The sequence below is a fragment of the Frateuria sp. YIM B11624 genome (genome assembly GCF_049727805.1).
Classification (GTDB): Bacteria; Pseudomonadota; Gammaproteobacteria; order Xanthomonadales; family Rhodanobacteraceae; genus Frateuria_A.
The window spans coordinates 52,633-67,302 of sequence record NZ_JBCNYA010000010.1; the positions used below are offsets into that span (position 1 = coordinate 52,633).

Sequence of the window (14,670 nt, forward strand, 5' to 3'; positions counted from 1 at the left end):
CAGATGGGGTCGGCGCGGGTGCGGGACAATGGGCCGCTTATACTCCTCATGCTTCCAAACCGAGGTCGACGCCAAGACGATGCCACCGCTGCGCACCGCCCTCCGCCGCCTGTCGCGCGCGCTCGCCATTCTGGTGGTGTCGTGGCTGGCGCTGTCCTGGCTGGCGGTGCTGGTGCTGCGCTTCGTACCGCCGTGGACCTCGGCGGTGATGATGGAGCGCCGCATGGGCGCCTGGCTGCATGGCGAACGCGACTTCCGGTTGCGCCAGCATTGGGTACCTTGGACGCAGGTATCGCCCTATGTGCCGCTCGCTATGGTCGCCGGCGAGGACCAGAAATTTCCTTTCCATCACGGCTTCGACCTGGACTCGATCCAGGACGCGCTGGACGACGCCGACGAAGGCAAGCGCCTGCGCGGCGCCAGCACGATCAGCCAGCAGACCGCCAAGAATCTGTTCCTGTGGAACGGCCGCAGCTTCGTGCGCAAGGGCCTGGAAGCGTACTTCACCGTGCTGATCGAGCTGAGCTGGCCCAAGCGGCGCATCCTCGAGGTCTACATGAACATCGCCGAGCTGGGCGATGGCATCTACGGCGTGGGCGCGGCGAGCGAAGCCTACTTCCACGTGCCGCCGTCGCGATTGGGGCCGGCACAGGCCGCACGCCTGGCCGCGGTGCTGCCCAGCCCGCGCCGCCTGCATGCCGACCGCCCCAGCGCCTACGTCCAGCGCCGCACGCAATGGATCGAGCGGCAGATGCAGCAGCTCGGTGGCCCCGGCTACCTGGACGGCACCCATCCCCCGCGCCCGCGGCGAGGACACTGAACCCATGAGCGAACTCACCGTCGTCGTCCCCGCCTACAACGAGGCGGCCGTGCTCGATGCCTTCCATGATCGCCTCACCGGCGTGCTCGACGCGCTCGCGCTGGACAGCGCCGTGCTCTACGTTGACGACGGCAGCAGCGACGGCACCTGGGCGGCGATCGAGGCGCTGCTGGCGCGCGACCGCCGGGTACGCGCGTTGAAGCTCTCGCGCAACTTCGGCAAGGAAGCCGCGCTCACCGCGGGGCTGGACCACGTCGTCGAGGGCGCGGCCGTGGTGATCGACGCCGACCTGCAGGATCCGCCCGAACTGATCCCGGAGCTGGTCGCGCAATGGCGCGGCGGCTTCGACGTGGTCTACGCCACGCGCAGCGCGCGCGCCGGCGAGACGCGGCTCAAGCGGCTCACCGCCGCCGGCTTCTATCGCGCGATGGAGCGGCTGTCGGACACCCCGCTGCCGCGCGACACCGGCGACTTCCGCCTGCTCTCTCGCCGCGCATTGGATGCGCTGGCCCGGCTGCGCGAGCGCCAGCGCTTCATGAAGGGCCTGTTCGCCTGGATCGGCTACCGCCAGACCGCCGTGCATTACCAGCGCGAGCCGCGCCACAGCGGCCGCACCAAGTGGAACTACTGGCGGCTGACCCAGCTGGCGATCGAAGGCATCACTTCCTTTTCCAGCGCACCGCTGCGGCTGGCCACCTGGGTCGGGCTGGGCTCCTCGCTGCTGGCCTTCGTCTACGGACTGTGGGTGCTCACCAAAGCGCTGATCTGGGGCGACCCGGTGCGCGGCTACCCGACATTGATGCTGGTGATCCTGTTCCTCGGCGGCGTGCAGTTGCTGGCGCTGGGCGTGATCGGCGAGTACCTGGGCCGCAGCTATGCCGAGAGCAAGCAGCGCCCGCTGTATTTCGTGGAAGAGGAACGCCTGGGCGGGGGCTGAACGGTGCTTTGACGCGCTGCCGACGGACCGGAGCTAGACTCGCCCTACGCGGCCGGCCGCGGCCGACTGAGGAGCCAGGGCATGCACCAGGTCAGGCATCTGCTGGAAGGCAAGGGCAACGACGTCTATGCCATCGCGCCCGAAGCGCCCGTGCTGGAGGCGATCCGGCAGATGGCCGAACGCCGCATCGGCGCGCTGGTGGTGATGAAGGGCGACGCGCTGGCCGGGATCGTGTCCGAGCGCGACTACGCACGCAAGGTGATCCTGCGCGGCCGGTCGTCCGCACAAACGGCAGTGGCCGACATCATGAGCGGCGAGCCGCTGACGATCTCGCCCGAAACCGACGTGTTCGACTGCATGCGCCTGTGCACCGAGCGCCGCGTGCGCCACCTGCCGGTGGTCGAGGACGGACGCGTGGTTGGGGTGATCTCGATCGGCGACCTGGTCAAGGCGGTGATCGACGCGCAGGCCGAGCAGATCGAGCAGTTGCAGCGCTACATCACCAGCTGAAAGGCGCTTCGTAGGGTAGGCTTCAGCCCACCGCTACTTCACCGTACCCGGCCGGTGGGCTGAAGCCCATCCTACGGGCAGTTCTGACTCAGTCCCTGGCCAGGTCCGGCGCCTGCCCGGCCCGACGCGCCACCCACGCCGAGACCGTGGCCACGCCCGCGCCGATCAGGCCCATGCCACCCACACCCACGCCAAGCCACGCCAGCACGCTCACGCCGCTGGTCACCAGCACGTCGCCGAAGCGCCACACGGCGGTCTCGACGAAGTTCTTGCCCTTGTAGCGCGTCTCGCGCGGCACGCGGGTGTACAGCGCATCGACCGCCGGCTTGGTCATGCCATAGGCGAAGCCGCGCGTGGTCGCAAGCATCACGGCGAGCAGCGGTATGGCCATGCCCAGCAGGCGCACGTCGCCGGTGCCGAACACGGCCACCATCAGCAGCAGCACGATGTTCACCAGCGCCGGCACCACCAGGCCCCAGCCTGCGCCGAAGCGGACCAGCAGCCAGCGCGTCAGGGTCAGCTGCAGCAGCGCGCCGAGCGCATTGGTCGCCAGGTCCAGGTCGTTGTAGAAGGCGGTGCGCGCCACCCGGTCGGCGAAATGCGCCTTGGCGTAGTCCGCCATCAGCGCGTAGGCCAGCGTGCCGATGCCGTCGCCGAGCAGCATCAGCATGGCCATGTAGCGCAGGAACGGCCGTGACCACAGCTCGCGGATGCCGGCCCACAGCGAACCACCGGTGCCCTGCGCAGCGCGGCTGTCGCTGGTCTGCTCGTCGCGTGCGGACAACCGCAGCAGCAGTACCAGCGCCAGTCCTAGGGTCGTCGCAGACACCGCCAGCAACGGGGCCACGCCGAGCACGCGCACCAACAACCGGGTCAGCAGCGGCCCGAAAATCGCCCCTGCCATGCCGCCCAGCGCGATCAGTGGAAACACGCGCCGCGCCTGCTGGCTGGCGAAGATGTCCGCCATGAAGCTCCAGAACAGCGACACCACGAACAGGTTGAACACGCTGACCCAGACGTAGAACACCACGCCCAGCAGGCGCGCGCCGATCCGGTCCTGCGCCACGAACGCGGGCACGAAGGCGAGCAGGCAGACGATGAAGAAGCTGTAGCTCCACGCCAGCAGCCGCCGCCGCGAAACGCGCGCGACCAGCCAGCCGAACACCGGCGTCAGCGCCAGCATCACGCCGAAGGTCACCGCGTAGAACAATGGCAACGACTGCGACCCGACCGCGCCGCCGAGCTGGTCGCGCACCGGCCGGATCATGTAGTAGCCGGCCATCACCAGAAAGAAGGCCAGCGTGGACAGGGTCAACCCGCTGCCTTCGTCGGCGTGGGCGTTGGGGCGCAGGCTCACCGGAGGTCCAGCCTTGGGGTGGGGGCGGCAAAGCCTAGCATGCGCGGTACGCCCCGCAGCCGTTCGCGCCACGACACGCCTCGACCAGGCAGACCCGCCTGCTGAACATCACCCACCCCGATGCCCGCGCGCTTCGTTGTGAGCCGCACCCAACTGCCCCACAATCGGGGAATTCGCGCCCCTTCCGGGGCGAGCTTCTTTCCACCTCCACGGCTTTGCGCCGGAACGCTTCCAGGCATGCAGCTTCGTACGCTTTCCCTGCTGATCGCCGGCCTGCTCGGCGCGGCAACCACTTCCGCGCTGGCGCGCCCGTCGACGACGACCCCGCCCGCCGCCACCCCTGCTTCCACCACCGGCGCCACCGTCACGCAGACACTGCCGCCCGAACGGGTGAAGGCCACGCTGGAGGAGTACCGGCAGTGGCTCGCCAAGCTCGAGCAGCGCAATGCCGTCGCGGGACTGGCCACTGCGGTGGTGGTCGACGACAAGGTGGTGTTCGAAGGCACCATCGGCTACGCCGACGCGATGGACAAGGAACCGGTGACACCTGAGACCGTGTTCCGCCTGGCCTCGCTGTCCAAGGCGTTCGCCACCGGCCTGACCGCGGTCCTGGTGCAGGATGGCAAGCTGGCCTGGGACACGCGGCTGGTCAACGTGCTGCCGTTCTTCAAGCTCAAGAACGTGCCCGACACGCAGCGTGCCACCGTCGCCGACATCCTCGGCCAGCGCCTGGGCCTGCCGCGCAACACCTACGACAACATGCTCGAGGACGACGTGCCTTACGAAGAGCTGGTGCGCAAGCTCGACGAGGTCGACATGACCTGCGGCGTGGGCCAGTGCTATGGCTACCAGAACGTCGCCTTCAGCCTGATCGGCGACGTGGTCTACGCGATGACCGGCAGCTTCTTCTACAAGCTCGTCGACCAACGGATCTTCCTGCCGCTGAGCATGACCACGGCCAGCTACGGCCGCGCGGGGCTGGAGTCGAGCAAGAGCTGGGCGCGCCCTCACCGGCGCACGCGGCGCGGCTGGGTCCCGTTCGAGCCGAAGGAGAACTACTACCGCGTGGCCCCGGCCGCCGGCGTCAACGCCAGCCTGCGCGACATGGAAAAGTGGCTGATCGCGCAGATGGGCGGGCGGCCGGACGTGCTCTCTCCCAAGGCGCTCGAGACGCTGCACGCGCCCGGCGTGCCCACGCCCGTCGAACTGCATTCGTCGGCCTGGCGCAACGGACGCCTGACCGCGGCGCACTACGGGCTGGGCTGGCGCGTGTTCACCTATGGCGGCGAGACGCTGGTCTATCACGCGGGCGCGGTGGAGGGTTACCGCACGATGATCGGTTTCTTCCCGAAATACCACGCCGGCGTGGTGACCCTGTGGAACGCCGGCGTGCCGACACCCTCGGGCCTGATGCCGATGGTGTTCGACAGTCTGCTCGGCCTGCCGCACGTGGACTGGGCGGGGCTGGAGAAGAACGTTCCCGACCGCGCGCCAACCAAGCCGCGCAAGGCCCGCCCCAGGCGCCACCGTCGCCACTGAGGGTTGCCGGCCATCGTTCGGGCACGGCGTGCCTTCCTTCAAAGGGGATGGTCGGAGCCAAATGGCCTTCCCCGCTCTTCGAGCATCAGAACAAAAGAAAAGGCGGCGCGAGCGCCGCCTTTTTGTTTCTGCCTTCGGAGTCCGGTTTACAGCTTGAACTCGATCCTGCGCTGCAGCTTCGCCTCCACCGGCGTGCCGTTGCGCGTGGCCGGCTTGTACTTCCAGCGCTCGACCGCGTTGATCGCCTCGCGGTCGAACAGGTGCCGCGGCTGGGCGTCGACGACGCGGGCGCTGCTGACGTTGCCCTCGGCATCCACGGTGTAGCCCACCACGACCCAACCTTCCGTGCGCGTACGCTGTGCCTGGGTCGGGAAGCGCGGCTGCACGTACTTGGTCATCACCGGATCGGTGCTCACCACCTGCTGCACGGCCGGCTTGCTCGGCTCGGTGGCCGCCGGCGTGTTGGCGGCAACCTCGGCCTGCGGCTTCTGCTCGGCCTGCTGCGCCTTCTGTTCGGCAGCCAGCTTGTCGGCCGCCGCCTTGTCCGCGGCGGCCTTCTCGGCGGCCAGTTGCTGCTGGCGCTGCTGGTCGAGCGCCTGCTGCTGCTCCTTGTCCAGCAGTTTGCGCTGGGCATCGAGTTTGGAACGCAGGATCGTCAGCGTGTAGTTGGCCGGATCGGCCTTGGCCAGCAGGTCGATCTCGCGCTGGGCTTCGTTGAAGTCACGCGAGTTGATCGCCTGCTCGGCGCCGCTCGCGGCGAACGGGAAGGTCTCGCGCAGCGCATCGGTGGCCACCGGGTTGCCCGGCTGCTTTTCCAACGCCTTCAGATAGAACTCGAAGGCGTTGTTGCCGGCCGGCGCCAGCACGCGATGGTCGTTCATCGCCTTGCGCGCCTCGGCAAGCAGCTGGTTCAGGTCCATCGCCTCCACGTTGGCCGGCGGCGGCACCGCGATCTTGTCGGTGGAAACCGGCGTGGACGGATGGCCACCGGCATCCTGCATGACCAGTTCCTGGTGCGGCTGCAGGATCAGGAACCAGCTGGCCACGGCCAGCAGGACGAAAATGGCGATGATGGCGATCAAGGTGGGCCGGGCGGCCCCGCGCGCATGCGCGCGCATAGAACTGGAACGGGTATCCATGGGACGTTCACCGCTTGGCTGGCATCAGATACCCGCGCTGTTTCCCCCTGTAGGAGCGGCCGTCCCCCTGGACGTGCGCGGCGCGAGTGCGCACAACTTACCGCCATTGTGCCGTTGCGGCAAATCGGCGTGGGACGGAGCGGGGTCCGCTTTTTCCGGCCCCTGAAAACGAAGCGTCCCGGCCGGGGCCGGGACGAATCGCTCTTCGAAGTATCTCCCTGCGCTGGGCACCGCAGGGAGAGAAAGTCGATACAGCTAGTTGGTCTTGTAGGTCTTACTTCTTCGCCTTGGCGGTCTTGGTGGCCTTGACCACCTTGGCCGGCGCGGCCTTCTTCGGGGCGGCCTTCTTGGCGGCAACCTTCTTCACGGCGACTTTCTTGACGGCAGCCTTCTTGGCGGCGGCCGGCTTCTTGGCGGCAGCCTTCTTCGGGGCGGCCTTCTTGGCGGCGACCTTCTTGGCAGCCGGCTTCTTGGCAACCGGCTTCTTCGCGGCAGCCTTCTTCACAGCGGTCTTCTTGGCGGGCGCCTTCTTGGCGGCCGGTTTCTTTGCAGCAGTCTTCTTGGCAGTGGCCATAGTTCGTCTCAGCTCCTCATCAGTTGGCAGTGGTTGCCCAGTAAAAGCGTGCAGGAACGCCTCCACCAGCAAGTCGCTGTTGGTGGCGTGCCGAAGATTGTTGACCTGGCGACGGGTGCGCTCGTCCGAAAGCAGACGCAGGACATGCAGCGGAATCGACACGGTGATCTTGCGCACCGCGCCGGCCTTCTCGCCGTGACCGACATAAGGCGTTATGAATTTCGGTGCAGCCATGTGTACCTGTTCCCCTCGATCTGAAGCGAAAGCTATTCCTGAAGATTTCAACTGTCAATTGATTTCGACCATCGAATTACCATGGCCAAAAGGCCTACCCGGGGGCTGCAAAGCGCCGCCCAGCAAGGCTTGGCGGATGGTCATCGGCATTTTCAAATAGACGTATAAACGCCCATTTGAAAATCACCAAGATAATGGCCGAAAGGCCGCGAAGCATTGGTACACAAGGCTTTGCGGCATATCCATCATCGGCAACCCGCACTCCTGCCGCGCGCAGATGCATGGCGCGCACACGGCGTGGAAGGCGTTATCAAAAGCCCGCGTTCGAATGAACGGGAGTCGACCGGAGGCGCTCGAAGGCTATGGCCGATTCGTCGGCAGCGACCGGAAACCTGTCCTTCGGGTCCCGATCGCGGAAGCCACCGATGCGCGGCAACCCGCGGGCACGTCGTGCGCAGCCGGAGCGACGCACGACGAAAAGACCGTCAGTGGTCCTCGTTCTCGATCTGCTCGGCGTAGGCGTCGGCGTCGAGCAGCTCATCGAGTTCGCCGCGGTCGCTGATGCGCACGGCGAAGATCCAGCCCTCGCCGAAGGCATCCTCGTTGATGGTCTCGGGCTTGTCGTTGAGCAGTTCGTTGACCTCGACGACTTCGCCGGAGACTGGCGAATAGATGTCCGAGGCGGCCTTCACCGACTCGACCACCGCCACGCCGGTGCCGGCCTGCACGCTCGCGCCGATTTCCGGCAGCTCCACGTAGACCAGGTCGCCGAGCTGGCCCTGCGCATGGTCGGAGATGCCCACGCGGACGATGCCGTTGTCTTCGACGCGGGCCCACTCGTGGGATTTGAGGAACTTCAGATCGCCGGGAATCTCGCTCATGGTCGGGTCCAGTCGTTCGTTCGTGGAATGGAGCGGCGATTCTAGCCGCTCCGGCGGTAACTCTATATGGAGAGAGGGTGCCGTCAGATGCCTTCGCAGGGCTTGCCGTCGCGCACGAACGGGTACTTCACCACCCGCACCGGCACCTCGCGGCCGCGGATGTCCACGCGCACGTCGCCCGGCTCGCCGGCCGGGATGCGCGCGAACGCCACCGCCTTGTCCAGCGTGGGCGCAAAGCTGCCGGACAGGATCTCGCCCTCGCCGTTGGCGGTCAGCACCTTCTGGCCGTGGCGCAGCACGCCCTTTTCGTCCAGCACCAGGCCGACCATCACGCGCGGTACGCCGGCGGCCTTCTGCGCTTCGAGCGCCTTGCGCCCGATGAAGTCGCGGCCCTCGTCCAGCGCGATGGTCCAGCCCAGGTTGGCCTCCCACGGCGACACGGTTTCGTCCATGTCCTGGCCGTAGAGGTTCATGCCCGCTTCCAGGCGCAGTGTGTCGCGCGCGCCCAGGCCGGCCGGCTTCACGCCCGCATCGGCCAGCGCCTGCCACAGCGCGACTGCATGCTCGGCCGGCACGATGATTTCGAAGCCGTCCTCGCCCGTATAGCCGGTGCGCGCGATGAACAGCGGCATGCCGTGCGGGCCCTGTGCCGCGGCGGCGGCGAAGCGCCCGAGCTTCTCGATGCGCGGACGGTCGACCTCGTGCAGCAGGCCGATCACCCTGGCGCGCGCGTTCGGTCCCTGCACGGCGACCATGGCGAAGTCCGGGCGCTCCTTCACTTCCACGCCGTAGGCGCTGGCCTGCTGCTCGATCCACGCCAGGTCCTTGGCGCGCGTGGCGGCGTTGACTACCAGCCGGAAGTGCGCCTCGTCGAAGAAATAGACGATCAGGTCATCGATCACGCCGCCCTGCTCGTTCAACATGCACGAGTACAGCGCCTTGCCCTGCACCTTGAGCTTGTCGACGTTGTTGGCCAGCAGGTGGCGCAGGAACTCGCGCGTGCGCTCGCCGTGCAGGTCGACCACGGTCATGTGCGAAACGTCGAACATGCCGGCGTCGCGGCGCACCGCATGGTGCTCCTCGATCTGCGAGCCGTAGTTGATCGGCATGTCCCAGCCGCCGAAGTCCACCATGCGGGCGCCCGACGCGCGATGGATGTCGTTGAGTACGGTCTTCTCGGTCATGGCTTGTTGCCGGGCTGGAGGGGAATTTTCATTATCGCCGTCGGGCGGCGGCAAAGCCAAGCGCATGCGTCCCCGGCAAACCCCGGCCTACCTGGCCACCAAGCTCCTCGGCCGGCAGCCGCCTTGGCCAAGCCCCTCAGTCGAGCGCCTCCATGTCGGTCGGCGCCGTGGCATCGGCGGTCGCCGTCACGATGCTGGAGAAACCCATGGCGAAATAGTCGCAGTCGGGCGTCGCGTTGCCGTGGTCGACTTCGACCCGTAGCCGGTGCCCGCCATTTACCTGGACATCGAGCCCGCCTGCGTACTGCCGGTCCACGATGAAGCGTGGTTCCACCGGCCGGCCGTCCAGCGACACGCGTACGCCGACGACACCGGTATCGCTTCGCTGCAGGCAGCGTCCGAACAGGTTGTCGATCCTTGGCTCGAGCCTGAGCGAGGCCAGGCCCGATACGTCGAACTCGGCCATGGCCTCACGGTTGCGCGAGGGCGACAGGGCCACGCGCTTCTTCGCGTTGAGGTGCACCGTGCCGGTGCCTGCCCGCTCGTCCAGCAACCTGGCGAACATGAAGACGCTGGCGCGGACTGGCGGGGCTCCGACGGCAATGTGCGAGGAGGTCACGAAGCCCGGGCGGCGCTCCCTTGCCGCCGGTATCGCTGCCGTACCGAAGACATCGCTGAAGTCCAACCTTGTGCCCGGCCGCGCGCTCGCCAACGCACGGAGCTTGTGCTCGCACTGCGGCGATTGCAGCCGGATGTCCTGGACGCGGGCGACCTTGCCGAGGCTTGCCCAGCCGCCTCCCGGCGCAAGCCAGTTCAGCGCCAGCGCCGACGTGCCGTCCGCGTCGATGAAAGGCGTTGCCTCGAAGATGCTGCCGCCGCGCTCGCGCGCACGCTTCAGCCAGGGCACCTGCTGCCCTTTCGAAAGCAGCTGCAGTTGCGCGCCGTGCGCGTCCACGAAGACCAGCAGCACGCGGGGATCGGGAATCCGGCTGACCGGGAATCCACCCAGCATGAGCGGCAACTTCCAGCCGCCGACGTCGAGGTGGCCGTTGCCGTCCCACTCGACCAGCACGTTGCCGGAACACAACGCGGGCGGTTGCCGTTCTTCCCAGAGTGCGCGCCGCGTCACCGCCTGCGCCACCTCGTCGGCAGGCAGCGTGGCGTCCGCAGCGCCGGCCGCGCCCCGGTCGGCGCCCGCCATGAAGCGCACGTTGGAGCGCACCCCGAGCAAGCCCAGCACCGTCGGCGCAACATCCATGTGGTACATGCGCACGGGCCGGTCGCCCTGCCCTGCGTTGAGGACGAAGAGCAACGGCTGGCGCTGGTCGTCCGGCGGATACAGCGCGGAGGCGGCGTTGCGCATCGCGACGTGGTCGCTCATCACGACGACCAGCGTGTCCTTCCAGCCCGGCTCGGCCGAAAGCTGCGCGACGAAGCGGCCAAGCAATGTGTCCGAACAATGCACGGCGTCGAGCATGGCGTTGCGTATAGCCGCGTACGGCTCGCAACCGGGCAGCAGATAGCCCTTGGGCGGATGCGTATCGACGGTGGACAGCATCACGCTGAACGGCTTGCCTGACGCCTGCTTGCGGCGGTACTGGGCCAGCGCCTCGTCGAACAGGTCGCTGTCGTGCAGCCCCCAGCCCTGGCTTGCGAGCTTGCCGTCGTGCAAAGCCTCGATCTGCGGCTTGCCAAGTAAGTGGTCGAAGCCGTGCATCCGGAAGAAATCGCCCTTGTTGGCGAAGCTGAGCGCCACGCCGCTGAGGAACGTCTGGTCGTAGCCCGCCGCACGCAGCACATCGCCGAGGCAGGCCAGTTCCGGATGGAAACTGCTCGCCGTGGTGTTGTCGTTGTTGGGCACGAAACCCAGCTTGCCGAAGTCGTCGCCGAAGATGCTGCTGATCAGATAGGGCGCACCGCATTGCGAGGAAAACAGGCCCGCGATCGTGTAGGTGACGCCAGGAAAGGTCGCCAGGCCGGAGAAGTCCAGCCCTTGCGCACGCAACCGGTTGAGGTTCGGCGTCAGCCCCGGAAAGCGCGTTTCGTCGGTATAGGTGCGCTCCACCGATTCCAGGTAGACGAACACCAGGTTGCGGCCCGGTGTCGCGACTACGTCGGCCGGCTCGCTCGGGTCGCCGTCGAGCATCGAGCGGATGTGCGCCCCGTAGGCGGAGTTGGCCAGGCTCTCGGTGCGCCCGGCATGCGTGAAATAGCCATACAGGCGACGCGGCGCCGCATCGACCACGCAAGCCAGAGCGACGAACACCAGCGCCGCAAAGCCGGCGATCCTCGCCACGTGATGGCGGGACGCGCGGCGCAGAGCCATGAATGCCGCCACGAAGACGGCCACGAGAACAAAAACGGTCACCAGCGAAGCCCATGGATAGGCCTCGAACGCGACAGGAAGGTTGCCGGCGTTCAGGTGGGCGAAAAAGCGGTCGTTGAACGAGCTGCCCTGGATGATCCACGACACGGCATCGGCCGCACACGTCAACACGCCGGCCAGATAGAGCACCGCGGCCAACACCACGCCCCGACTGCCGAAGGCACGCGCCACCAGGACCGCGGCGCAGGCCACCGCCACACCACCGATCGCCCCCTGCGCGGCGCCCGCCATGCCGAAAGCGGCGACCGCCAGTCCCAACCAGACATTGACGGCCACGAACGGCATGGCAAGCCCTGCCACCAGCGCCGTCACGACGCCGGGTCGCCTGCTACTCATACGAAAACGCCCCCTTGCGATTCATTCGGACGGCCAGGCGCCAGGTGATGCGGCAGCGGTCCGAACCCCCGGTCAACGATACAGAGCCCGCCGGCTGAATTCACGACCGACACAACCTCGACGCGCCGGCACTGCCACGGGGGTGCCCGCGCCAGGCAGGCGCCAGGCCGCGACCGTGGTCAGTCGGGCGCACGGATGCGCGCCGCGGAAGCCGCCATGGCCTGCATGTCGGGGACCACGTTCGAAAAGCCTGTGGCGAAGTAGTCGCAATCGGGCGTGGCGTTGCCATCGTCCACCTCGACCTTGAGCTCGTGATGCCCGCGGGTGTCCACCGTGATCGCCTGCGAAAAATTGCGGTCCACGACGAACCGGGGCATGACCGGCTTTCCGTCGAGCGACAGTTGCACGCCGACGATGCCGGTATCGGTACGTCGCAGGCACGAACCCATGAGATTGTCGATCCGCGGCACCAGTTCGAGACTGGCCAGTCTCGACACGTCGAACACGGCCATGGCCTGGCGCTTGCGCGAAGGCATGAGGGTAATGCGCTTCATGCGGTCGACATGGACGCTGCCGTAACCCGGCGATTCATTCGTCAGACGGGAATACATGAAAGCGGCAAGGTCAGCCGGAGCCCCGTCGGGCGGCGTGTCCGACACCACGTAACCTGGACGCCGCTCCAGGTTGGCGGGAATCGAAGGCAAGCCGAGCACCTCGCTGAAATCCAGCCGCGTGCCGGGCGTCGCCGCTTCCAGCGTCTGCAGCAGCGAGTGACACTGGGGGCTATGCAGGCGGATGTCCTGCACCCGCGCGACCGATCCGAGGCTGGCCCACGCACCGTCCGGAGCCAGCCAGTCGAGCGCCAGCCGCTGTCTGCCCCGTGCATCGAGGAAGGGCGTCGCCTGGAACACGCTGCCCTTGTTCGCCAGTGCACGCTCGATCCATGGGCGCTCCTCCCCACGGGGAAGCATCTGCAGTTCGGCCTTCTGCGAGTCCACGAAAACCAGCAGGGTGTCGGTGGGCAGAAGCCGGCCCACGTGCCAGCCACTACGCATCAACGGAAGCGTCCAGTCGCCGACCTGCAAACCATGCTTGGCATTCCACTGCGCCAGGGTACCGCCGTCGCACAACACCGGCGGCTTGCGTGAGCTCCACAGGGCCTCTCGCAGCACGGCCTCGGCGACGTCGTTTGCAGGCAGCCGCGAATCGGCCGATCCGGCCCGGCTGCGGTCGGCCCCGGCCATGAAGCGCACGTTCGACTCCACGCCCAGCAGCGAAAGCACGGTCGGGGCGATGTCCATGTGGTACATGCGCGACGCGCGCTCACCCTGGCCGGCATTGAGCACGAACAGGAGCGGTTGCCGCTGGTCCTTCGGCGGATAGAGCCGCGAGGCGACGTTGCGCATGGCGACGTGATCGCTCATCACCACCACCACGGTGTCCTTCCAGCCCGGTTCGCGCGAGAGCCGATCGATGAACTGCCCGAGCAAGCGGTCCGAACAATGCACCGCATCGAGCATGTCGTTCCGGATCGGCGCGTAAGGCTTGCAGCCAGGCAGCAGGTAACCCCGCGGCGGATGGGTATCGATGGTGGAAAGCACGACGCTGAACGGCTTTCCGGTCGCCTGCTTCTCGCGGAATTCCGCCAGCGCCTGGTCGAAGATGTCGCCATCCAGCAGGCCCCAGCCTTCGGTCGGAAGCTTATCCGCGTACAGTTGCTCGATCTGCGGCTTGCCCAGGGCGCGATCGTAGTGGTGCAGGCGGAAGAACACGTCCGTGTTGGCGAAACTGAGGATCACCCCGCTCAGATAGGTCTGGTCGTAGCCGGCCGCATGCAGGACGTCGCCCAGGCAAGCCAGCCCGGGGTGGAAGCTGTCGGCGGTCGTGTTGTCGTTGCCGGGCACGAAGCCGGGCATGCTGACCTCCGCACCGAAGATGGACGGCGACAAATAGGGAGCGCCGCACTGCGAAGAGAAAATGCCGGAGATGGTGTAGGTCGCCCCCGGGAATGTCCGGAAGCCCGAGAAGTCCAGGCCCTGGCTGCGCAGGCGGTTGATCTGCGGAACCAGGCCGGGGAACCGGCGCTCGTCGGTGTAGCTGCGCTCGAGCGACTCGAGGTAGACGAAGACGAGGTTGCGACCTGGTCTGGCGACCACTTCCGCGGGCCGCGTCGGCTCCGGGTCGATCAACGCCAGGATGCCGTCCCCCGCCGCCGAGTGGACCAGGCCCTCGCTGTGCTCGGCGTTGGCGAAATACGCATACAGGCGATGCGGCGAGGCGTCGATGCCCAGGGACAACACCATCAGCAGCACGGCCGGCACCCACGCCCAGCCGGCGACGCGGCGACGGGTGACCCGGCGCATCACCAGGACCACGTACGCCACCAGCAACACCACGCCCACGAGCGCGCCCACGATGGCGACCGGATAGGCTTCCAGGCTGACCCGGATGTTGTCCGGATTGACGTGGATGAAGAAGCGCTCGTTGAACGAGCTGCCCTGCATGTACCAGGACGCAGCGTCAGCTACGGTCAGCACGAGGTTGAGCAGGTACAGCAGCACGGCCGGAAGCACGCCGCGCGAGCCGAACCGACGGCCCAGCAGCAACACCGCCAGAGCAAGCATCCCGGCGAACAGCACGCCCTGAACGGCCTTGACGACCCCGAACGATTCGACGGAAACGCCCAGCCACAGGCTGATCGCCATGAAGGGTGCTGCCAGCAAAGCCACCTGCAACGCAGTGGCGCCGGTCACTTGGATCCGCATCGTCTTGT

General features: G+C 67.3%; 11 protein-coding genes. 4 read left to right on the plus strand and 7 right to left on the minus strand.

What is annotated here, in order from left to right; all coding sequences use genetic code 11:
* Nucleotides 1–79: 79 nt before the first annotated feature.
* The 3 genes from mtgA (at nucleotide 80) to AAIL17_RS06905 (ending at nucleotide 2,267) form a co-directional block, all read left to right on the plus strand.
* Nucleotides 80–820, plus strand: a complete 741-nt coding sequence (gene mtgA, locus AAIL17_RS06895) for a monofunctional biosynthetic peptidoglycan transglycosylase (RefSeq protein ID WP_424682089.1) — start codon at nucleotides 80–82, stop codon at nucleotides 818–820.
* A 4-nt stretch (nucleotides 821–824) separates the two neighbouring features.
* The gene (locus tag AAIL17_RS06900; RefSeq protein ID WP_424682090.1) at nucleotides 825–1,757 is read left to right on the plus strand and encodes a glycosyltransferase family 2 protein; all 933 of its coding nucleotides are present in this window, start codon (nucleotides 825–827) and stop codon (nucleotides 1,755–1,757) included.
* A gap of 81 nt (nucleotides 1,758–1,838) precedes the next feature.
* Nucleotides 1,839–2,267 (plus strand): CBS domain-containing protein, encoded by a 429-nt coding sequence (locus AAIL17_RS06905; RefSeq protein ID WP_424682091.1) that lies wholly within the window; start codon nucleotides 1,839–1,841, stop codon nucleotides 2,265–2,267.
* Between the two features lie 88 nt (nucleotides 2,268–2,355).
* On the opposite strand, the gene AAIL17_RS06910 is transcribed toward AAIL17_RS06905, so the two are convergent.
* Nucleotides 2,356–3,624: an NTP/NDP exchange transporter gene (locus AAIL17_RS06910; protein ID WP_424682092.1), complete on the minus strand. Its 1,269-nt coding sequence runs from the start codon at nucleotides 3,622–3,624 to the stop codon at nucleotides 2,356–2,358.
* Nucleotides 3,625–3,861: 237 nt separating this feature from the next.
* On the opposite strand from AAIL17_RS06910, the gene AAIL17_RS06915 reads away from it, so the two are divergent.
* Nucleotides 3,862–5,163: a serine hydrolase domain-containing protein gene (locus AAIL17_RS06915; protein ID WP_424682093.1), complete on the plus strand. Its 1,302-nt coding sequence runs from the start codon at nucleotides 3,862–3,864 to the stop codon at nucleotides 5,161–5,163.
* Nucleotides 5,164–5,309: 146 nt separating this feature from the next.
* On the opposite strand, the gene AAIL17_RS06920 is transcribed toward AAIL17_RS06915, so the two are convergent.
* From AAIL17_RS06920 to AAIL17_RS06945, 6 genes are all read right to left on the minus strand, one after another.
* The gene (locus tag AAIL17_RS06920; protein ID WP_424682094.1) at nucleotides 5,310–6,302 is read right to left on the minus strand and encodes an energy transducer TonB; all 993 of its coding nucleotides are present in this window, start codon (nucleotides 6,300–6,302) and stop codon (nucleotides 5,310–5,312) included.
* Between the two features lie 274 nt (nucleotides 6,303–6,576).
* Nucleotides 6,577–7,110, minus strand: coding sequence for a met regulon transcriptional regulator MetJ (metJ, locus tag AAIL17_RS06925; RefSeq protein WP_424682095.1), 534 nt, complete (start codon nucleotides 7,108–7,110; stop codon nucleotides 6,577–6,579).
* A gap of 485 nt (nucleotides 7,111–7,595) precedes the next feature.
* Nucleotides 7,596–7,991, minus strand: a complete 396-nt coding sequence (gene gcvH / locus AAIL17_RS06930; protein WP_424682096.1) for a glycine cleavage system protein GcvH — start codon at nucleotides 7,989–7,991, stop codon at nucleotides 7,596–7,598.
* Nucleotides 7,992–8,074: 83 nt separating this feature from the next.
* Entirely contained in the window at nucleotides 8,075–9,175 is a 1,101-nt protein-coding gene (gcvT, locus tag AAIL17_RS06935) for a glycine cleavage system aminomethyltransferase GcvT (RefSeq protein ID WP_424682097.1), read from the minus strand.
* A gap of 136 nt (nucleotides 9,176–9,311) precedes the next feature.
* Nucleotides 9,312–11,897 carry a sulfatase-like hydrolase/transferase gene (locus AAIL17_RS06940; RefSeq protein ID WP_424682098.1) on the minus strand — a complete coding sequence of 862 codons (2,586 nt, stop codon included), beginning with the start codon at nucleotides 11,895–11,897 and terminating at the stop codon, nucleotides 9,312–9,314.
* A 179-nt stretch (nucleotides 11,898–12,076) separates the two neighbouring features.
* Nucleotides 12,077–14,662, minus strand: a complete 2,586-nt coding sequence (locus AAIL17_RS06945) for a sulfatase-like hydrolase/transferase (protein ID WP_424682099.1) — start codon at nucleotides 14,660–14,662, stop codon at nucleotides 12,077–12,079.
* Nucleotides 14,663–14,670: the final 8 nt, after the last annotated feature.